Below are 20,418 nucleotides of genomic sequence, written 5' to 3'. Positions count from 1 at the left end.
ACTGCGCAAGGTGAACGTGACGGAAGGGCGGCGTGACCCATGACCGTGTGGGACGACCTCGTCGGGCAGGAGAAGGTGAGCGCGGTGCTCGAGGCCGCCGCTCGGGACGCCGACGCCCTCGTCACCGCGGCCGCCGCCGACGCGCCCCCGCCGGAGGCGTCGCGGATGACGCACGCCTGGCTGTTCACGGGGCCGCCCGGCGCGGGCCGCAACCAGGCGGCGCGGGCCTTCGCCGCCGCCCTCCAGTGCGTGAGCCCCGACCGCGCCCTGGGCGGAACCCCCGGCTGCGGCTTCTGCGACGGCTGCCACACCGCGCTCGTCGGCACCCACGCCGACGTCAACACCGTCGCCGCGGTCGGCGCGGAGATCCTGGTGAAGGACATGCGGGACACGGTCCGCAAGTCGTTCACCTCACCGGCGAACGGCCGCTGGCAGATCATCCTCGTCGAGGACGCCGAGCGGTTGAACGAGAAGTCGGCCAACGCCGTCCTCAAGGCCGTGGAGGAGCCCGCCCCCCGTACGGTCTGGCTGCTGTGCGCCCCCTCGATCGAGGACGTCCTGCCCACCATCCGCTCCCGCTGCCGCCACCTCACCCTGCGCACGCCCTCCGTCGATGCCGTCGCCGACATGCTCGTACGGCGCGAGGGCGTGGAACCCGGCGTGGCCGCCGCGGCGTCCCGCGCCACACAGGGCCATGTCGACCGGGCCCGCCGCCTGGCCACCGACCCCGCCGCCCGCGAGCGCCGCGCCGCCGTGCTGAAGCTGCCGCTCAGGCTCGACGAGGTGGGTGCCTGCCTCAAGGCCGCGCAGGAGCTGGTGGACGCGGCGGCGGAGGACGCCAAGCAGCTCGCCGAGGAAATGGACGGCAAGGAGGCCGAGGAGCTGAAGGCGGCTCTCGGCGCCGCCCAGGGCGGCCGGCTGCCGCGCGGTACGGCGGGCGTGATGAAGGACCTGGAGGACATGCAGAAGCGGCGCAGGACGCGTACGCAGCGCGACAGCCTGGACGTCGCGCTGGGCGACCTCACCGCCTTCTACCGCGACGTCCTGGCCCTCCAGCTCGGCTCCCGCGTGGCGATCGCCAACGGGGACGCCGAGGACGCCCTGGAGCGGCTCGCCCGGGGCAGCTCCCCGGAATCCACACTCCGCCGCATCGAGGCGATCGCCGCCTGTCGCGAGGCCCTCGACCGCAACGTGGCACCGCTGCTGGCGGTGGAGGCGATGACGATGGCTCTGAGAGCGGGGTGACCAGCACACGGAAGTGGGGTGACCAGCGCACGGATTGACGGCATCACCCGTAAGAGGCACGGCGCACACGTAGGGCATCCGATCCATGGCACAGCGTTACGCTCGCCTGATGCACCTCAGGCGAATCCTCCGCCCGACCGCCCGAACCACCGAGACCCCCGGGGCCACCAGAGCCCCCCGGGCCACCCTTCCCGTCCGGCCCCGCCGCGGCAGGGCGGCCGTACCCCTGATCGCGGCCGCCGCGCTGCTCGTCTCCGCCTGCTCCGCCGGAAGCGCGACGAGCGCGACGAGTACGACGCGCGCGGCGGACGGCGCGGCCGAGGCGGCCCTCGCCGCGCTGCCGAGCGCCACCCCGTCCGGCCTCACGCCGTACTACACGCAGAAACTGACCTGGCGCAGCTGCGGTGCCCCCGGCTTCCAGTGCGCCACCATGAAGGCCCCGCTGAACTACGACGAGCCCGGCGCGGGAGACGTCCGGCTCGCCGTCGCGCGCAAGAAGGCCACCGGCAAGGGCAAGCCCATCGGCTCGCTCATGGTCAACCCGGGCGGACCGGGCGGCTCGGCGATCGCCTATCTCCAGCAGTACGCCGGCCTCGGCTACCCGGCCAAGGTCCGCGCCCGCTACGACATGGTCGCGATGGACCCGCGAGGTGTCGCCCGCAGCGAGCCGATCGAGTGCCTCAGCGCGCGGCAGATGGACGCGTTCACCCAGACGGACGCCACCCCCGACAGCCAGAAGGAGACGGACGCGCTGGTCAACGCGTACAAGAAGTTCGCCGGCGGCTGCGGGGCGCACGACCCCCGGCTGCTCCGCCACGTCTCCACGGTGGAGGCGGCCCGGGACATGGACATCCTGCGGGCCGTACTGGGCGACCCGAAGCTGAACTACGTGGGGGCGTCGTACGGCACTTTCCTCGGGGCGACGTACGCGGGCCTGTTCCCCAAGCGCGTGGGCCGGGTGGTCCTGGACGGCGCGATGGACCCCTCCCTTCCCGCGCGCCGCATGAACCTGGACCAGACCGCGGGCTTCGAGACGGCGTTCCAGGCCTTCGCGAAGGACTGCGTACGGCACGGCGACTGCCCGCTCGGCCACAAGGGCACGACGCCCACCCAGGTCGGCCACAACCTCAAGGCCTTCTTCCAGAAGCTCGACGCCCACCCCATCCCCGCCGGCGACGCGAGCGGCCGCAAGCTCGGCGAGGCCCTCGCCACGACCGGGGTGATCGCCGCGATGTACGACCAGGGGACCTGGCCGCAACTGCGCGCCGCCCTGGGCTCGGCGATGAAGCACAACGACGGCGCGGGCCTGCTGGCCCTGTCCGACAGCTACTACGAACGCGACCCCGACGGTCGCTACACGAACCTGATGTTCGCCAACGCCGCCGTGAACTGCCTGGACCTCCCGTCCGCGTTCTCCACCCCCGAACAGGTCGAGAAGGCCCTCCCCGCCTTCGAGAAGGCGTCCCCGGTCTTCGGTGACGGCCTCGCCTGGGCCTCCCTGAACTGCGCGTACTGGCCGGTGAAACCCACCGGCGAACCCCACCGCATCCAGGCCGAGGGCGCCGCCCCGATCGTCGTGGTCGGCACCACCCGCGACCCGGCCACCCCCTACCGCTGGGCCCAGTCCCTGGCCCACCAGCTCTCCTCGGGCCGCCTCCTCACCTTCGTCGGCGACGGCCACACCGCCTATGGCCGGGGCAGCACCTGCATCGACTCCGCGATCAACACCTACCTCCTGCACGGCACACCCCCCGCCCCCGCCAAGCGCTGCGCATAACCCCAGCTCCCGCCCCCACCCCACGCCCCGGAGCCCCCCGCCCCGGGGCGTGTACGAAGCACCCCCGGAAACTGTGTAGACTTACCGACGTTGCTGATCGCACCATGGTGCGCACAGCGCGCCGCTTTAGCTCAGATGGCCAGAGCAACGCACTCGTAATGCGTAGGTCTCGGGTTCGAATCCCGAAAGCGGCTCCATCGAGACCCCAGGTCAGGACCACGACCTGGGGTTTTTGTCGCTCAGGGTTGGGGCCGACTGAAGCTCTTCAGGGCGTGAGCGCCTTGGGCCCGTGGGTGTGGCCGGCGTGCTGCTGGCTAATCTTCAGGCGTGACCACCGAGTTGACCCTGCTGGCGCGGGTCTCCTGCCGTGGGCAGGAGATCACGGCACCTCGGCTGCGCGGGCTGTTGGCGTTGCTGGCCGGGGATCTACGCACCGGGTGCAGCACGGGTCGGCTGGTGGAGGGGCTGTGGCCGGACGAATTGCCGGAGCGGCCGGGCAAGGCGGTACAGGTACTGGTGTCGCGGCTCAGGGCACAGTTGGGTGCTGGGCTGATCGTGAGCACACCGACGGGGTACCGGATCGCGCTGGACGAGGCGCAGGTCGACAGTTCGGCGCTGCTGTCGTACGAGGCCGTGTGCGCCGAGCGCACGCGGGCGGGGGACCACGAAGGCGCCCTGGCGCGGGCCGAGGCGGGCCTGGCGCTGTGGGACGGGAGCCTGGGGGCCGGGGAGGGCGAGGAGCTGCACGATCCGGTGACGGCGCTGCGTGCCGACCGGGCCCCGGCGTTCCGTTCGCTGGTGCGGTTCCGGGCGCTCGCGCTGGCCCGGCTGGGGCGGAAGGAGGAGGCCGCGGCGCCGCTGGCCGAGCTGGCCCGTGCACGGCCGCGCGACGAGGAGGTCTTGGCGGAGCTGCTGGTCTGCGAGGCGGCCACCGTGGGCCGGGCCGCGGCGCTGACCCGGTACGACGCCTATCGGCGCGGGCTGCGCGACGAGCTGGGCACGGACCCGGGGCCGCGGCTCAGGTCGGTCCACCAGGAGTTGCTGCACGCGGACGCCCCGCGTGTCCGCCACGGCGTGCCGCACGAGCCGAATCCCCTGCTGGGGCGGGACGCCGACATCGCCGCCGTCGCCGGGCTGCTGCGCGACGCGCGGGTCGTCACCGTCACCGGCCCCGGTGGGCTGGGCAAGACGCGGCTCTCCCACGCGGTGAGCCGGGCGGCCGAGCAGCCCCTGGTGCACTTCGTCCCCCTGGCCGGTGTCACAGCCGACGAGGACGTGGCCGGCGAGGTGGCCTCCGCCGTCGGCGCCGGGGAAGGCCGACAGTTCGCCGGTGCCGGGGACGCGGTGAGCGGGATCGTCGCCGTGCTGGGCACCGGTCCCGCTCTGCTGGTGCTGGACAACTGCGAGCACGTACTCGCCGGCGCGGCCGGTCTCGTACAGGCGCTGGTGTCGCGCTCGAAGGAGCTGCGGGTGCTGGCGACCAGCCGGGCACCGCTGAGGCTGACCTCGGAGTCCGTGTACGCGCTGCCGGAGCTGTCCCTGGACACATCCGTCGAGCTCTTCGCGCAGCGGGCGAGGGCGGCCCGGCCCGGCGTGGACCTGCCCGCCGACCGCGTGGCCGAGATCTGCCGTCACCTGGACGGGCTGCCGCTGGCCGTGGAACTCGCCGCGGCCCGAGTGCGGGTGCTCTCCGTAGCCGACATCGCCGGCCGGCTGAAGGACCGTTTCGCGCTGCTGCGCGGCGGCGCCCGGGACGCGCCCGAAAGGCATCGCACGCTGCGGGCCGTGGTCGAGTGGAGCTGGAACCTGCTGGAGGACGACGGCCGGGCGGCGCTGCGCGCGCTGTCGGTCTTCCCCGGGGGCTTCACCGTGGACGCGGCGGAGTACGTACTCGGCGAGACCGTGGGCGCGCTGGACCTGCTGGAGCAGCTGGCCGGTCAGTCCCTGATCAGGGTGGAGGACAGCCCTTCCGGGGTGCGCTTCCACATGCTGGAGACAGTGCGGGAGTTCAGCGCCGCCCGGCGGGCGGAGGCGGGCGAGGACGAGGCGGTGACCGGCCGATTCCTCTCCTGGGCCCGGGACTTCGGCCTGGCGCACCACGACGTGGTGTTCGGCGGCGACGCGTTGGCCTCCTTCCAGCGAATCCGTGCCGAGCAGGACAACCTCGTCCTGGCGCTGCGGCACGCCCTGGCCCGGGCCGACGGGCCCCACGCCGACGGGCCGGCCGTCGCCGCCCTCACCGCCGTACTGGCCACCTTGTGGTCCGTCGGCTCCAGCTACACCCGGCTCACCACTCTCGCCGCCGAGACCGGCGGACCGCTGTCCCATTTCCGCCCGGGGCCGGAGAACCCCGAGGGCTTGGAGGCGGCCCGAAGCGCGGCGGTGGTGTGCACGATGGCCCTCTTCATGGGCCACGGCCCGCACGCCCTGCGCCACCTCGTCACACTGCGCCGCCTGCCGCCCGGCCCACCGGACACCGTGCCGCGGGCGCTGGCCGTCGTGCTGTGTGCCGTCCCGGACATGCACCCGCCGCGGTACGCGCGGCTCCAGGAGCTCTGTGACGCCGACGAGCCCATGCTGGCGGGGGCCGCGGCGGGCGTTGCCAGCTACCTGTGGGAATCCGAGTACGAGACGGAGCGCGCGCTCGAGTGCGCTCGCCGGATGCTCGCCGCGCTGGAGCCGCTCGGCAATCCGTTCATGATGCTGGTCAGCCATGGGCGGATCAGCGAGCTGTGCCTCAAGTCCGAGCGCGGCGCGGAGGCGTACGACCATCTGCGGGCCGCCGACGCACTCGGCGAGGTCGGCGGCTGGTCGGACTCGATCGGCGTCCGCTACGGGCTGGTGTCCGCCTGTCTTCAGCGGGGGGAGATCGACGAGGCGGGGTACTGGCTGGGCCTCGCCGTCCCGGACCGGCGGCCGGGGTCCGCCCAGGTCTTCGCTCCCGAAGAACTACAGGCCCGGGCGGAGATCGCACTGGCCCGGGGACTGACCGAGGACGGACTCGGCCTGTGGCGACAGGCGGTGGGGTGGATACGGGAGGAGACCCTGCTGCGGGCCGGTGATCCCTTCATGGAGTCGTGGTTGCTCCAGGTGCAGGCGGGCGCGCTCGCGGCGCACGCGCAGCACGGCCGGCTGGAGCCGGTGTCCCACCTGGTGGAGCGGCTGCGGGAACGGCTGCTCACGATGCTGTCGGGCTCCCCCGGTGCCGGGTATCTGGTGGAACTGCCGGTGTACGGAACGGTGCTGCTGGCGCTCGGCTTCGTCGGGCTGGCCCGTGGCGACACGAGGGCGGTACGGCTGGTGGCGCTGGCGGAGCTGATGCCGGTGATGCGGGACTTCCCCACCCTGTCCTCGGCGCGGTCCCGGCAGGTGGCCGAGAACGCCGACCGGGCGGCCTACGCGGAGGCGAGGTCGGCGTACGCCGCCCTGGAGCGGGAGGAACTGCTGGCCGCGGCCCTGCACGAGCTCACTGCCGCGGCTCGCGGTTGAACAGCGCCTTGGCCCACAGGTAGCCCAGCAGGGTCAGTCCCAGGCTCCAGGCGGCGGCGAGCACCGCGTTCGTGGTGCCGATCCCGCTGCCCAGCAGCAGCCCGCGCAGGGTCTCGATGGCGGGCGAGAACGGCTGGTACTCGGCGAACCAGCGGAACCCGTCCGGCATGGTGCCCACCGGCACGAACGCGCTGGACAGCATCGGCAGCATCGTCAGCGGCAGCCCGAGGTTGCTGGCCCCCTCGGGGTTGGGGCTCACCAGCCCGATACCGACCGCGATCCAGGTCAGCGCGAGGCTGAACAGAGCCATCAGCGCGGCCGCCGCGAGCCATTCCACCGGCGTCGCGTCGGGCCGGAATCCGATGGCCAGTCCGATGCCCAGGATCAGCACCAGAGCCAGCATCGTCTGGATCACGCTGCCGATCACATGGCCGATCAGCACGGAGGCGCGGGAGATGGCCATGGTGCGGAACCGGGCCATGATGCCCTCGGTCATGTCGCTGGACACGGACACCGCGGTGCCGAGCGAGATCATGCCCACGGTCATGAGAAGGATGCCGGGGACCAGGTAGGCGACGTAGCCGGCACGGTCCGCGTGACCGCCGTTGATGCCGGCGCTCATCGCGCTGCCGAGGACGTAGACGAACAGCAACAGCAGCACGACCGGGGTGAGCAGGACGTTCAGGGTGAGGGAGGGGTATCGGCGGGCGTGCAGGAGGCTGCGCCGCAGCATGGTGAGGTTGTCGCGCAAGGCGTGGGCGGGGGTGCTCATCGGGCGGTCTCCTTCTCGGCGGCGGGGGCAGCGGCGGGGACGGTGTTCGCGGTCAGGGCGAAGAACACGTCGTCCAGATCCGGGGTGTGCACGGACAGCTCGTCGGCCTCGATGCCGGCGGCGTCGAGCCAGTCGAGTACGGCGCGCAGTTCGCGCTGGCTGCCGTCGCTGGGAATCTGCAGGCTGAGCGTCTCGTCGTCGCGGCTCGACCCGCGCAGTGCGGTGGCCGCCCGCTCGTACGCCCCCGGGTCGGAGAAGCGCAGCCGGACATGGCCGCCGGGGGCGAGCCGCTTGAGCTCCTCGGCACTGCCCTCGGCGACGAGCCTGCCACCGTCGAGCACGGCGATGCGGTCGGCGAGCTGGTCGGCCTCGTCCAGGTACTGGGTGGTGAGGAAGACGGTCGTACCGCCGGCGACGAGCTCGCGGATGATCTGCCACATGGTGTGCCGGGAGCGCGGGTCGAGGCCGGTGGTCGGCTCGTCGAGGAAGATGATCCGCGGTTCGCCGACCAGGGTCATGGCGATGTCGAGGCGGCGCTGCATGCCGCCGGAGTAGGTGGAGGCGGGCTTCTTCGCGGCCTCCACCAGGTCGAAGCGCTCCAGCAGCTCGGCGGTCACCCGTCGGCCCTCGCCACGGGGGAGGTGGTGCAGGTCGGCCATCAGGAGCATGTTCTCCTCGCCGGTGATCAAGCGGTCCACGGCGGAGAACTGTCCGGTGACCCCGATGGCGGCCCGTACCGCCTGGGCCTCGGCGGTGAGGTCGTGCCCGGCGATCCGCGCCTGTCCGCCGTCGGCGGAGATCAGGGTCGACAGGATGTTGACCGCCGTGGTCTTGCCCGCACCGTTCGGCCCGAGGAGGGAGAAGACCGTGCCGGCCGGCACATGCATGTCGATGCCGTCGAGGACGGTCTTGCCCCCGTAGGACTTGCGCAGCCCGGTGGCCGCGATCGCGAGTTCGTGGTCCGTCGTCATGCCGTGGAGCTTGCGGCCGAGGCGGTTCAGCGTGGCTTCAGCGTGGTTTCAAGCGGTTGCCAGGAGACGCGGCAGCAAGCTGACCGCGCCTTCACCGACCTGCCGGAGGCTCGCTGCGGAACGTGCCCCGCGTGCGGTCTGCGCGGCACTCGTGACCGCCGGTTCACCGGCCGGCCGTGCGGACTCGTATCCATCCTCGCTCACGCGCGAGCAGCGCGGCCTGCGGGCGGCTCGCGGCGTCCAGGATCCGCGGGATGCCGTCAGGCCTCCTGTCCCCGCCCCGCCCCCGGCACGATCAGCCCCGTCTCATAGGCCACCACGACCGCCTGGGCGCGGTCGCGTAGGTGGAGTTTGGCGAGGATGCGGGCTATGTGGGTCTTCACGGTGGCCTCGCTGAGCTGGAAGCGGGTGGCGAGTTCGGCGTTGCTGAGGCCGGTGGCGAGGGTGCGGAGAACTTCGAGTTCCCGGGGGGTGAGGGCCGCCAGGTTGCGGTGGAGGGTGGGGGAGGCGGGGTCGTGGGAGACGAAGCGTTCGATGAGGCGGCGGGTGATGGCGGGGGCCAGCAGCGCGTCGCCGTTGCGGGCGAGGCGGACGGCGGCGACCAGGTGTTCCGGGGTGACGTCCTTGAGGAGGAAGCCGCTGGCGCCGGCGGTGAGCGCGGCGTAGACGTAGCGGTCGAGGTCGAAGGTGGTCAGCATGATGACGCGGGGCGGCTCGGGCAGGTCGCCGGACAGGATGCGCCGGGTGGCCTCCAGGCCGTCGGTGCCGGGCATCCGGATGTCCATCAGGACCAGGTCGGGGCGGGTGCGGTGGACGGCGTCGATCGCCTCGTCGCCGTCGGCGGCCTCGGCTACGACGTCGACGCCGTCCGCGGTGAGGATCATGCCGAAGCCCGTGCGTACCAGCGCCTGATCGTCGGCGATCACCACGCGTGGCGGTGGGGTCATGAGAGCTCCTGGGCCGGTAGGGCGGCGGGGATGACCGCTCGGACCCGGAAGCCGCCGAGGGGGCGTTCGTCCGCCTCCAGCGTGCCTCCGTAGACGGCGAGACGTTCGCGCAGGCCGGTCAGGCCACGGCCGCCGCCGGGGCCGGCCGGTGCCGCGGGGGTGCCGCCGGTGTCGGACACCTCGATGTGGACGGCGTCCGGGGTGTGGTCGACGGCGACCCGGACACGGGCGCCGGCGGCGTGCTTGACCGTGTTGGTCAGCGCCTCCTGCACCACGCGGTACGCGGCCAGGTCGGCCCCGGCGGGCAGTGGCGCCGGGGTTCCGGTGACGTCGAGTTCGACGGGCACGCCGGTCGCCCGCATGCGCGCGGTGAGGGCACCCAACTGTGCCAGGCCCGGTTGCGGCGCCAGCTCGGCGTCCGGCGTCCGGTCCGGGGGAACGTCCGCGTCCGCCATGGTGAGCAGGCCCATGACATGGCGCAGTTCGGCCATCGCGGTGCGCCCGCCCGCCTCGACGGCGAGGAGGGCCTCGCGGGCCCGGTCCGGCGCGGCGTCCATCACCTTGCGGGCCGCGCCCGCCTGGATGACCATCACGCTCACATTGTGGGTGACGATGTCGTGCAACTCGCGTGCGATACGGGAGCGTTCGCGTTCGACGGCCAGCAGGGTGGCGGCCCGCTGCTCCTCCCGCAGGACCCGCTGCTCCTCTCGCAGGAGGAGTACGCGCTGTCTCCAGGCCTGCACCGCCCCGGCACCGAACCCCACTCCGAGCAGCGCGAGGAACGGCAGCAGACCTGGCGTGAGGTGCGGGAAGGTCTCGTCGCGGAACGCGGCGAGCAGGCCGGCGCCGGCCACCACACCGGCGAGGGCGCTCACCCTGCGCGGGCTGTAGACGGCGGCGCTGTAGGCGGCGACCACACAGGAGAGGAAGGTGTACACGGTCGCGTCGCCCCCGCCCAGGCGCCGGCCGAACGCGAAGCTCACGGCGGTCACCGCCCAGAACGAGGCCAGCGGATACCTTCTCCGCGCCATCAGGGGCAACGCCGTCAGGGCCGCCAGCACCAGCAGCCCGGGCGAGGCGGCCGCCGTCGGTTCGAGACCCCGTACGCCACCGGGCACCGGCGGCGGGCTCGGGGGAACGGGCGCATCCGGCGGAACCGGAAACGTGCCGTAGCCCTGCCGCTGCGTCGCGGCGACCGTACAGGCGGCGAGCACGGCGGCCAGGATGCCGTCGGCCACCCAGGTCCACCGGGACGGACTCAGCAGCGGACCCCGGCCCAGCAGCGGCACCGGGCCCCGGCCCAGCAACGGCACCGGCCCCCGCAGCGGAACCCGAGCCAGTGACGGGCCGATGCCCGACCGCCACCGCTCCGCGACGCCCGACCGCCACCACATCGCGGCGCCCGACCGCCACCACATCGCGACCCCCGTCCCCCACCGCCCCGCGATCCTCGCGATCCCAGCGATCCCCGCCCCCACAGCCCCGGCCATGCGCCCAGTGTGGCAACCCCCGCCCCCGCCCACATCCCTCGCGGCGCGGACGGCACGGGCAGGGCGCTGCAACACCCGCGTACATCGCGAGGATGACGCGCCCGCCGGGTCATCCGGAAACGGCAGCCGGGTTCGCCGTCGCGGCCGACGCCCCGGGCACCGTCCGGCGCCTACCTTCGGGCCGTTCCCGACGCCGCCCCGCCTCTGGAGGCCCCATGACCATGACCACGAACCCGCCCGTCATCGACATCCGGGACGCCACCAGAACGTACGGCGAAGGCCCCCCGGCGCTCGACGGCGTGACCCTGAGCGTGTGCGCCGGGGAGGCGGTCGCCGTTCTCGGGCCGTCCGGCAGCGGCAAGTCGACGCTGCTCAACCTGATCGCCGGGCTCGACCGGCCGAGCGCGGGCAGCGTCACGGTCGACGGTCTGCGGGTGGACGAACTGAGCGAGGCCGGGTCGGCGCGGTACCGGCGGAGCCGCATCGGCATGGTCTTCCAGTTCTTCAACCTCCTCGACGACCTGACCGTCGCCGACAACGTGCTCCTCCCGGCGCAACTGGCCGGCCTGTCCCGGGCCGAGGCCCGCCGACGTGCCGCCGGGCTGCTGGAGCACCTCCGCATCGACCGGCACGCCGACGCCTACCCCGGCAGGCTGTCCGGCGGTGAACGGCAACGGGTCGCCGTGGCCCGGGCCCTGATGAACCGTCCGGCCCTGCTGCTGGCCGACGAGCCGACGGGCGCGCTGGACACCGCCGCCGGCGAGGACGTCCGCGAGCTGCTGACCGACCTGAACGCGGAAGGTCAGACGATCGTCCTCGTCACCCACGACCTGGGCCTGGCCGGCTCCTGCGCCACCCGCACCGTCGAACTGGTCGACGGCCGTATCGTCCGCGACAGCGCCCCCGCGAGGGTGGCCCGATGAGCGCCCTCGGCCGTGTCGTACGCACCGGAGTGAGCCGGCGCCGCGTCCAGACCGCCGTGCTGATCCTGACCACGTTCATGTCCGTCACGGCCTCCGTCCTCGCCGCCGGGCTCCTCCTGGCCTCCCGGGCGCCCTTCGACCACGCCTTCGCCCAGCGCGACGGCGCCCACCTGACCGCACGGTTCGACGGTACGAAGGTGACGCCGGCGCGGCTCACGGCGACCGCGCACGCGGCCGGGGTGACCGACGTGGCGGGCCCCTTCGCGACCCTCTCGGTGCGCCCCCGCACGGTCTCCGCGTCGGACATGCTGCCCGCCGATGTCGACCTGCCGCCGCTGACCGTCGTGGGCCGGGCCGCCGCGGGAGGTCCGGTCGACCGGGTCACCCTCGCGGAGGGCACCTGGGCCACCCGCCCGGGCCAGATCGTGCTGGCGGCCGGCACGGATCCGCTGAGCCCGGGCGCCCGGCTGAGGATCCCCGACGCACCGGGCAGCCCGACCCTGACCGTGGTGGGCGTCGCCCGTTCGGTGACCGGCACCGCGGACGCCTGGGTGACCCCCGCGCAGGCCGAGGCCCTGGCCGGGACGGGCAGCGCGCCCTCGTACGAGATGCTCTACCGCTTCCGCCACGCCGGTACGGAGGCCGAAGTGGCCGCCGACCGGGCCGCGATCGCCGCGGCGGCGGGGAAGGGGGCGATGACCGGGGCGCAGTCGTATCTGACCGTCCGGCAGCGGGAGACCGCCAACGCGATGGCGTTCGTGCCCTTCATGGCCGCCTTCGGTGTCCTCGGGCTGCTGCTGTCGGTGCTGGTCATCGGCATCGTGGTGGGCGGCGCGGTGGGCGCCGCGACCCGGCGTATCGGCATCCTGAAGTCCCTCGGCTTCACTCCGGGGCAGGTGGTGCGGGCCTACGTCGGGCAGGCGCTGATCCCGGCGGGGGTCGGCTGTGTCCTGGGGCTGGCGCTGGGCAACCTGCTGGCCGTCCCGGTGCTCGGAGACGTCGGCGAGGCCTTCGACGGGCCGTCGGCGTCGATTCCGGTGTGGATCGACGTCGCGGTGCCCGCCGCCGCCCTGGTCCTGGTGGCCCTCGCGGCGCTGCCGCCCGCGCTGCGTGCCGGCCGGCTGCGCACCGTGGAGGCGATCACGGTGGGGCGCACGCCCCGCGCGGGACGGGGGCGTGCGGTGCGGCGGCTGACGGGACGGCTGCCGGTGCCGCGTGCGGTCGGGCTGGGTCTCGCGCACCCGTTCACCCGCCCGGCGCGCTCGGCGACGACGGCCGCCGCGGTCGTCTTCGGGGCGGTCACCGTCACCTTCGGGGTCGGACTCGCCCTGACGCTCGGAGAGGTCCGGTCGGGCCGCATGCTCGACTCGGCCGGTTCGGTGGTCATCGCGGCCGGCGGCTCGCAGGCGCCGGCGGGCGCCCAGGCGGTCCCCGCCAACGGCGGGCAGGACCAACCGAAGGCCGACCCGGCCCGGGTCGCCGCCGCACTCCGTACCCAGCCCGGCACCGACCGCTTCTACGGCACCGCCCACGGGCAGGTGAACGCGTCCGGGATCACCGGCGCCACGACCGTGGTCGCGTACCAGGGCGACGCCTCCTGGGCCGCGCCCCGCATGGTCTCGGGCCACTGGCTCGACGGCCCGGGGCAGGCGGTGGTCACCCGGCGTTTCCTCGACGCCGCCGGGATCCACGTCGGCGACACGGTGCCCCTGACCGAGCAGGGGCGGCACACCTCGGTGCGGATCGTCGGCGAGGCGTTCTTCACCGAGGGCGAGGGCATGGAACTCCTCACCCCTGCCTCGACCCTCGCGGACCTGGGGCTCGACGCGACACCGGGCCGGTACGACGTGCGGACGGAGCCGGGTACGAACCTCGCGCACTACCTCGCCTCGCTCCAGAGCGCCCTCCAGCCGGTCGGCGCGGTCGCCATGGCCAACACGGAGAACGAGTCCGACGTGATCATGACCATGGATGCGCTGATCGGCACGCTCACCCTGATGCTCGTCGCGGTGGCGGGCCTGGGCGTCCTCAACACGGTCCTCCTGGACACCCGCGACCGCGTCCACGACCTCGGCGTCCTCAAGGCCCTGGGGATGAGCCCGCGCCAGACCGTGGCCATGGTCGTCACCTCGTTCGCCGGGATCGGGCTGCTCGCCGGTCTGGCGGGGGTTCCGGCGGGGGTCGCCCTGCACCGATTCGTCACACCCATGATGGGTGACGAGGTCGGCCTGACCCTGCCCCCGTCGGACATCGCCGTCTACCACGTGCCCCAGCTCGTCCTGCTCGCCCTCGGCGGGCTGGTCATCGCGGTCGCGGGCGCGTTGCTGCCGGCCGGGTGGGCGGCCAGAGGGGACACCGTCGGCGCGCTGCGCACCGAATGAGCGGGCGCGCGTCCGGGGCCGTACAGGAGTGTGAAGCGGGCGTGCCCCCGGTGGCAGCCGGAAAAACACCGCCAAAACCGGAGCAAAGCCGCCGCAAAGTAAAGGGGAATCAGGAGAACAGGATCCCCTGAGGCAACATCTTGGTGAACGGTGGACCTCGCGCGTGAGGGCGTGGGGCCGCCGCCGGCCGGATGAGGTGAGGGACGTGGTGGAGCCGAGGATCGCCGTCGCCGTGGTGACCATGGGCAACCGGCCCGCCGAAGTCGACGCCCTGCTGGAATCCGTGGCCAAGCAGGACCTCGCCCCCGCCCGGATCGTCATCGTCGGCAACGGCTGCCGGCTGCCGGAGTTCGCCCGGCGGCTGTCACTGCCCGGCGAGGTCACCACGATCGACGTGGACGAGAACCTCGGCTGCCCCGGCGGGCGGAACGTCGCCCTCGCCCGGCTGCGGGAGTTCGGCGACGTGGACGTCGTGGTCGACCTCGACGACGACGGACTGCTGGTCGACGCCGACGTACTGCGCCGGGTGCGGGACCTGTACGCCGCCGACCCGCGCCTGGGCATCGTCGGTTTCCGCATCGCCGACGAGAACGGCGAGACCCAGCAGCGGCACGTGCCCCGGATCGGCTCATCGGACCCGATGCGGGGCGGGTACGTGACCGGGTTCCTCGGCGGCGGGCACGCCCTGAGCATGCGGATGCTGGCCGAAACCGGTGACTGGCCCGCCGAGTTCTTCTTCGCGCACGAGGAGACCGATCTGGCGTGGCGGGCCGCCGACGCCGGCTGGAACATCCTCTACGCGCCCGAACTGCTCCTGCGACACCCCAAGACCTCGCCCGCCCGGCACGCCATCTACCACCGGGTGACCGCCCGCAACCGCGTCTGGCTGGTCCGGCGCCGGCTGCCCCTGCCGCTGATCCCGGTCCACCTGGGCGTGTGGACGCTCCTCACCCTCGTCCGCACCCGGTCGGCCGCCGGTCTCAGGGCCTGGTTCGGCGGATTCGTGGAAGGGCTGCGCGAACCCGCCGGGGAGCGACGGCCCATGCGCTGGCGGACGGTGTGGCGCCTGACGCGCCTCGGACGCCCGCCCGTCATCTGACGGGAAGCCGAACGGCGGAGGCCGACGGGGGCGGCGGACGGGACAAGGACCCCGGTCGTTCACCTCCGACGACCGGGGCCCTCTTGCGTCCCCGGATCCGGCCTGCGGCGACACTCCCCCGAGTTACGCGTCGTACGCGCGCGCCGTCGGACCAGATCCGATGGAACGATCACATCAGGACGCGCCAACGGATCGCTAACATGTGGCCAACGGTTTCTTCTGAGGCAGTTGATCGGATGGCGTGAACTCGCCGGACGACGACGGTCGTAGGCCGGAACCGTAACGGATTCCTGCGGTAACCAACAGAGGACAGGTGGCGGGAAACCGTCGGGGACAGGGCGGAATTCCGCCACGGACGGCGGGCGCGCGCCCGCCGCGTAGCACGGTCCGGCGTGACCGCGCGGAAAGGCAGTGAACGGGGAGATGCGGCGGTGCGAGCTGCGGTTCGGACTGCTGGGACCACCCGTTCTGTATGACCGTGCGGCGTACGGTATTTCGTACGACGCCGTGGGGGACGCCGACGCCCCACTCGTCCACGAACCCCGCACGAACCGCAGCCCCGACACCGGCGACCGCAGCGGATCGGCCCCCTCGGTCCGGCCGATCGGCAGCCCGAAGGTGCGCGCCCTGCTCGCCGCGCTGCTGATGGAGGCCGGCCGGGTCGTGTCGGTCGATTCGCTCGAGGACGCGCTGTGGGGCGGTGCGCCGCCCGCCTCCGCGCGGGCCTCGCTGCACAACCACGTCACCCGGCTGCGCCGGATCCTCGATGATCCGGAGCGGCTGCGGGCCGTACCCCCGGGATATCAGCTGCGCGTCCGGGACGGCGAGTTGGACGTGCATGTCTTCGACGCGCGGGTGACCGAGGCGCGGGCCGCGCACGGCCGCCGGGACTGGGCGGCCGTGCTGCGCGCCTGCACGGCGGCGCTCGCGCTGTGGCGGGGCGTGCCGCTGAGCGGGCTGCCCGCCGGAATCGGCGGATACGCCTTCGCCCAGCGCCTGGAGGAGGCACGGCTGCTCCTGCTGGAGTGGCGGTACGACGCCGAGCTGGCCCTCGGTGGCCCCCGACTGCCGGCCCTCGTCCCGGAGTTGGCCGCCCTGGTGGCCGAGCATCCCCTGCGCGAGGCCTTCCACCGCCAGCTCATGCTCGCCCTGCACCGCACGGGCCGCCAGGCCGAGGCCCTCGCCGTCCACCGCGACCTGCGCACCCGCCTGGTCGAGGAACTGGGCATCGAGCCGGGCCCGGCGATCCGCAAAGCCCATGTCGAGGTGTTGCGGGGGGCCCCGGAGGGCGAGCGGACGGACGCCGGGCGGACGGCCCCCGGGCGGGCCGACGCCGCAGCGGCCATCGTGCCCGTGGGCCGGGAGGCCGAGGACAGCGCGCCGTCCCCGGAGAACGCCCCCGGTCCCTCGCACACCCCCGCGATCACGCGCAAGGACACCCTTCCGGCGGCTCAGACACCCCGGCCCGCCCAACTACCGCCGCCACCGGCCCATTTCACCGGCCGCACAGCCGTGCTCCAGGACCTGCGCGTCACCCTCGCCCGTCCCGGTGCGGACGACGCCCACGCACGTACCCCCGTCGTCGCCGTCATCAGCGGCATGGCCGGTGTCGGCAAGAGCGCCCTGGCCCTGCACGTGGCACACCAGCTGCGAGAACGTTTCGCCGATGGGCAGTTGTACGTCAACCTGCACGGCGCCACCCCCGGTATGTCCCCGCTGCCGCCCGCCCAGGCCCTCGGCGCCCTCCTGCGTGACCTCGGCGCCGACCCCCGCAGCATCCCCGAACACCCGGACGCGGCCGCCGCGCTGCTGCGCTCCCTGCTCGCGCCGACCCGCACCCTGATGGTCCTGGACGACGCCGCGAACGCCGCGCAGGTACGGCCGCTGCTGCCGGCCGGCGCCGGCTGCGCGGTGATCGTCACCAGCCGCTCCCCGCTGACCGCCCTCGACGGCGCCGCCCGCTTCCCGCTCGGGCCGCTGACCGGTGAGGACAGCGCGGCGCTGCTGCGCACCGTCTCCGGCCGCGACGGGCTCGACGCCGGGCACCCGCTCGTCGAGCTGACCGGCCGTCTGCCACTCGCCCTGCGGGTGGTCGCCGCCCGGCTCGCCGCCCGGCGCGCCCTCACCCCGGACGTCCTCGCCAGCCAACTGGCCGCCACCGAGGGCCGCCTGCACCACCTGGAGTACGACGACCTGAGCGTCCGCCGCTCCCTGGCCGTCGCGCACGACGCGCTCGCCGCATCCGTGCGCGAGGCCGACCGGGACGCGGCCCGCGCCCTGCGCCGCATCGGCGCCCTCGACCTGCCCGCGTACGGCGCGCCCCTGATCGCCCGTCTCACCGGCACCGACGAGCGCCGGGCCGAAGCCGCCCTGGACCGCCTGGTCGACGTCGCCCTGCTGGAGGAGACCGCGTACGGCCGCTACGCACCCCACGACCTCGTCCGCGACTTCGCCCGCGAACTCACCGCCGCCGGCGAGGACACCACCGCCGCCACCACCGCCCTGCGCTGGTACGCCGCCGTCGCCGAGCGCGCTCTCACCGCGATCGTGGAACGGGGCCTCGACCAGGACGACCGCCGCCGCCCGACGGCCGCCCAGTCGGCCGCGCACGCGGCGGAGGTACGGGCCGTACCGCCCTTCGCCTCCGCCGAGGAGGCCTTCGCCTGGGGCGACGAGGAACTGGAGAGCGTCGTCGCCCTGGTCGAGCGGTACGCCGAGACCCCCGACGACCGGCAGGCCGGCCATCTCGCCACCCTCCTGCGGTTGTTCTTCCCCTATCTCCAGCGCGGCGGCCGGGTGGCCGAGATGGAGGTGCTCGGCCGGTCCGCCCTGGGCGTGGCACGGCGGCTCGGCGACCAGGCGGCCGAGGCGTACGCGCTGGGCGACCTCGCGGGGCTGCACTTCCTGACCGGCCGGCAGAACGACGCCCTCGCCCTCACCGACCAGGCCCTGACGATCTGGCGGCGGCTGGGCACGGTCTCCTGGATCCGGCGCTGCCTCAACAACCGGGGCCTGCTGCTGGAGAGCCTCGGCCGGTACGCGGAGTCCGGGGAGGCGCTGCGGCAGAGCCTGGAGTACTCGCGGCAGCTCGACGATCCCTACGGTGAGGCCATCACCTACAGCCACCTCGGCAATCTGTACGAGCACACCGACCCGCGTGCCGCCATCGAGCAGCACCGGCGCTCGCTGGCGATCGGGGACGCGATCGGCGCCGTCATCGTGCAGCACTCCGCGCACTGCAACATCGGCTACGCCCACCTCGCCCTGGGCGAACCGGCCGCCGCCGCCACGCACTTCGAGGAGAGCCTGCGCATCCTCGGCGGTCACGGCGACTGGCACGGCGAGTCCCAGACCCGGCTCGGCCTGGTCCGCGCGCTCCGGCAGCTGGGCCGCGTGGCACGCGCCGGGCGCGAGTGCGCCGAGCTGCTGAGCCGCGCGGACGCCCGCGCCGACCGCTACATGGGCGGCCTCGCCCGCCACCAGCACGGGTTCCTGCTGCGCGAGGAGGGGCGTGTTCCGGAGGCGTACGAGGTCTGGCGCGAGGCGCTCGCCGCGCTGGACGGCACGGACGAGAAGGCGGTCGTGGCACAGCTGCGGGAGCTGCTCGCGGGCAACGGGTGATCACTTGGCGTCGGCATAGCACTCCACCACGGCGGTCGTGAACGGAAACCTGACCGGTGTCCGGCCGAACGTCAGCCGTCCCGCCAGGTCCGCCGCCTCCCGGATCGCGTCCACCACCGTCTCGGCCTCCTCCTCGGGGCAGTGCACGATCACCTCGTCGTGCTGGAAGAAGACCAGCTCGGCCGCCATGTCCGCGCAGGTCCGGCGCAGCGCGGCGAGCAGCAGCAGGGCCCAGTCGGCGGCGCTGCCCTGCACGACGAAGTTGCGGGCGAAGCGACCACGGGCGCGGGCGTTGGTGGAGGCGTACCCGGGGACCCACTGCTGCCCGTCGGATTCCTCGTCCCCGACCGGGATGCCCGCCTCCTCCGCCGCGTCCTGGCCGGCCCCGGCCGCGGGCGGGCAGGTCCGCCCCAGCCAGGTGCGCACCAGCCGCCCCTCCTCGCCGGCCCGCGCCGCGTCGTCGACGTACGCCACCGCCTTGGGGAAGCGGCGTCTGAGCGCGGCGAGGTTCTTCAGGCCGTCCCCGGAGGTCTGGCCGTAGACCGCGCCGAGCACGGCGAGCTTGGCCTGCGCCCGGTCGCCGGAGAAGGCCCGGTCGGAGACGGACTGGTACAGGTCGCTCGCCCGGCCGGCCACCTCCATCAGCCCCGGGTCCCGGGAGATCGCCGCCAGCACCCGGGGCTCCATCTGGTCGGCGTCGGCGACCACCAGCCGCCAGCCGGGGTCGGCGACCACCGCCCGCCGGATCACCTTGGGTATCTGGAGCGCGCCCCCGCCGTTGGTGACCCAGCGTCCGGTGACCGTCCCGCCCGCGAGGAACTCCGGCCGGAACCGCCCGTCGCGCACCCAGTCCTGGAGCCAGGCCCAGCCGTGCGCGACCCAGATGCGGTACAGCTTCTTGTACTCCAGCAGCGGTTTCACGGCCGGGTGGTCGAGGGAGGCGATCTCCCAGCGGCGGGTGGACTTCACCTTGATGCCGGCCTGGGCGAAGGCCTTGACCACGTCGGCGGGCAGGTCGGGCCGCACCCGGCGGCCGAACGCCGCGGAGACCTCGTCCGCCAGCTCGGCGAGGCGGCGGGGCTCGCCCCCGCCCGCGTACCGCTCGCCGAGCAGGTCGCGCAGCAGCTCGCGGTGGACGCCGGCGCTCCACGGCAGGCCCGCGCGGTTCATCTCGGCGGCCACCAGCATCCCCGCCGACTCGGCCGCCGTCAGCAGCCGCATCCGGTCGGGGTGCGCGGCCCGGTCGTGCCGCCGCTGCTGCTCGGCGTAGACCGCGAGGAGGTCGGCAAGCGGCAGCCGGGTGCCCTGCGGCTCGAACAGCGGGGACTGCGCGCCCGGTTCGGCGGCGCGCTGCGGTGGATCGGGCGGTACGGGCCCGCCCCGGAGGCGGGCCAGCGCGGCGGCGGCCGAACGCGGTTCGCCGGACCGCCCCTCGTGGCCCAGCAGAAGTGTCTCGGCGTCCTCGATGTCGTAGCAGCGCTCCACTCGCACCCCCGTGGCGAGCAGACGCGGATAGACCTCGGCGGTCGAGCGCCACACCCAGCGCGTCACCTCCGGGCGGCTCCGCACCGCCCCGGCGAGATCCGGCTCCCGCCGCACCGGCCCGCAGGGCAGCCCGTCCGGGCCGAGGGGGGCGAGCTCCACGCCGCCGTCCTCGGCCGGGGCGAGTGCCCAGCGGTCGGTCATGACTGCGAGTGTGGCAG

The 20,418-nt window shown here is 74.0% G+C and carries 12 protein-coding genes and 1 tRNA gene; 8 read left to right on the top strand and 5 right to left on the bottom strand.

Annotated features, from left to right (window positions below; translation table 11 throughout):
- Nucleotides 1–39: 39 nt before the first annotated feature.
- The 4 genes from ACFY01_RS20895 (at nt 40) to ACFY01_RS20880 (ending at nt 6,511) form a co-directional block, all read left to right on the top strand.
- A complete protein-coding gene (locus tag ACFY01_RS20895) occupies nt 40–1,245 on the top strand; it encodes a DNA polymerase III subunit delta' (protein ID WP_390737206.1) in 1,206 nt (401 codons plus the stop codon).
- Between the two features lie 109 nt (nt 1,246–1,354).
- Nucleotides 1,355–3,022: an alpha/beta hydrolase gene (locus ACFY01_RS20890; RefSeq protein WP_390737205.1), complete on the top strand. Its 1,668-nt coding sequence runs from the start codon at nt 1,355–1,357 to the stop codon at nt 3,020–3,022.
- A 120-nt stretch (nt 3,023–3,142) separates the two neighbouring features.
- A tRNA-Thr gene (locus ACFY01_RS20885) sits at nt 3,143–3,219 on the top strand.
- Nucleotides 3,220–3,349: 130 nt separating this feature from the next.
- Nucleotides 3,350–6,511, top strand: coding sequence for an ATP-binding protein (locus ACFY01_RS20880; protein WP_390737204.1), 3,162 nt, complete (start codon nt 3,350–3,352; stop codon nt 6,509–6,511).
- On the opposite strand, the gene ACFY01_RS20875 is transcribed toward ACFY01_RS20880, so the two are convergent.
- From ACFY01_RS20875 to ACFY01_RS20860, 4 genes are all read right to left on the bottom strand, one after another.
- Complete coding sequence (locus ACFY01_RS20875) at nt 6,489–7,283, bottom strand: ABC transporter permease (RefSeq protein ID WP_390737203.1); 795 nt, start codon at nt 7,281–7,283, stop codon at nt 6,489–6,491. The genes ACFY01_RS20880 and ACFY01_RS20875 overlap by 23 nt on opposite strands.
- Nucleotides 7,280–8,254, bottom strand: coding sequence for an ATP-binding cassette domain-containing protein (locus ACFY01_RS20870; RefSeq protein WP_390737202.1), 975 nt, complete (start codon nt 8,252–8,254; stop codon nt 7,280–7,282). The genes ACFY01_RS20875 and ACFY01_RS20870 overlap by 4 nt, the downstream gene beginning before the upstream one ends.
- A gap of 260 nt (nt 8,255–8,514) precedes the next feature.
- Entirely contained in the window at nt 8,515–9,201 is a 687-nt protein-coding gene (locus ACFY01_RS20865) for a response regulator (RefSeq protein WP_390737201.1), read from the bottom strand.
- Entirely contained in the window at nt 9,198–10,691 is a 1,494-nt protein-coding gene (locus ACFY01_RS20860) for a sensor histidine kinase (RefSeq protein WP_390737200.1), read from the bottom strand. The genes ACFY01_RS20865 and ACFY01_RS20860 overlap by 4 nt, the downstream gene beginning before the upstream one ends.
- A gap of 221 nt (nt 10,692–10,912) precedes the next feature.
- Here ACFY01_RS20860 and ACFY01_RS20855 point away from each other — a divergent pair, with 221 nt between their 5' ends.
- From ACFY01_RS20855 to ACFY01_RS20840, 4 genes are all read left to right on the top strand, one after another.
- A complete protein-coding gene (locus ACFY01_RS20855; RefSeq protein WP_390737498.1) occupies nt 10,913–11,614 on the top strand; it encodes an ABC transporter ATP-binding protein in 702 nt (233 codons plus the stop codon).
- Nucleotides 11,611–13,995 carry an FtsX-like permease family protein gene (locus tag ACFY01_RS20850; RefSeq protein ID WP_390737199.1) on the top strand — a complete coding sequence of 795 codons (2,385 nt, stop codon included), beginning with the start codon at nt 11,611–11,613 and terminating at the stop codon, nt 13,993–13,995. The genes ACFY01_RS20855 and ACFY01_RS20850 overlap by 4 nt, the downstream gene beginning before the upstream one ends.
- A 205-nt stretch (nt 13,996–14,200) precedes the next feature.
- On the top strand, nt 14,201–15,094 hold the full coding sequence (locus tag ACFY01_RS20845) for a glycosyltransferase family 2 protein (RefSeq protein WP_390737198.1): 894 nt from the start codon (nt 14,201–14,203) through the stop codon (nt 15,092–15,094).
- A 423-nt stretch (nt 15,095–15,517) separates the two neighbouring features.
- Nucleotides 15,518–18,715: a BTAD domain-containing putative transcriptional regulator gene (locus ACFY01_RS20840; protein ID WP_390737497.1), complete on the top strand. Its 3,198-nt coding sequence runs from the start codon at nt 15,518–15,520 to the stop codon at nt 18,713–18,715.
- Here the strand turns inward: ACFY01_RS20840 and ACFY01_RS20835 are convergent, their stop codons facing one another.
- Nucleotides 18,716–20,401, bottom strand: coding sequence for a bifunctional 3'-5' exonuclease/DNA polymerase (locus ACFY01_RS20835; RefSeq protein ID WP_390737197.1), 1,686 nt, complete (start codon nt 20,399–20,401; stop codon nt 18,716–18,718).
- Nucleotides 20,402–20,418: the final 17 nt, after the last annotated feature.

The organism is Streptomyces sp. NPDC001480 (genome assembly GCF_042894725.1).
GTDB lineage: Bacteria > Actinomycetota > Actinomycetes > Streptomycetales > Streptomycetaceae > Streptomyces.
The sequence above is the reverse complement of the archived record's forward strand: the minus strand, read 5'-3'. Positions and strand labels throughout refer to the sequence as shown.

Excerpts from the sequence above, each read along its gene's own strand:
- ACFY01_RS20835 (WP_390737197.1), bottom strand. The coding sequence starts at position 20,401 with ATGACCGACCGCTGGGCACTCGCCCCGGCCGAGGACGGCGGCGTGGAG.
- ACFY01_RS20870 (WP_390737202.1), bottom strand. The coding sequence starts at position 8,254 with ATGACGACGGACCACGAACTCGCGATCGCGGCCACCGGGCTGCGCAAG.
- ACFY01_RS20840 (WP_390737497.1), top strand. The coding sequence starts at position 15,518 with ATGCGGCGGTGCGAGCTGCGGTTCGGACTGCTGGGACCACCCGTTCTG.
- ACFY01_RS20850 (WP_390737199.1), top strand. The coding sequence starts at position 11,611 with ATGAGCGCCCTCGGCCGTGTCGTACGCACCGGAGTGAGCCGGCGCCGC.
- ACFY01_RS20890 (WP_390737205.1), top strand. The coding sequence starts at position 1,355 with ATGCACCTCAGGCGAATCCTCCGCCCGACCGCCCGAACCACCGAGACC.
- ACFY01_RS20855 (WP_390737498.1), top strand. The coding sequence starts at position 10,913 with ATGACCACGAACCCGCCCGTCATCGACATCCGGGACGCCACCAGAACG.
- ACFY01_RS20860 (WP_390737200.1), bottom strand. The coding sequence starts at position 10,691 with ATGGCCGGGGCTGTGGGGGCGGGGATCGCTGGGATCGCGAGGATCGCG.
- ACFY01_RS20865 (WP_390737201.1), bottom strand. The coding sequence starts at position 9,201 with ATGACCCCACCGCCACGCGTGGTGATCGCCGACGATCAGGCGCTGGTA.
- ACFY01_RS20875 (WP_390737203.1), bottom strand. The coding sequence starts at position 7,283 with ATGAGCACCCCCGCCCACGCCTTGCGCGACAACCTCACCATGCTGCGG.
- ACFY01_RS20895 (WP_390737206.1), top strand. The coding sequence starts at position 40 with ATGACCGTGTGGGACGACCTCGTCGGGCAGGAGAAGGTGAGCGCGGTG.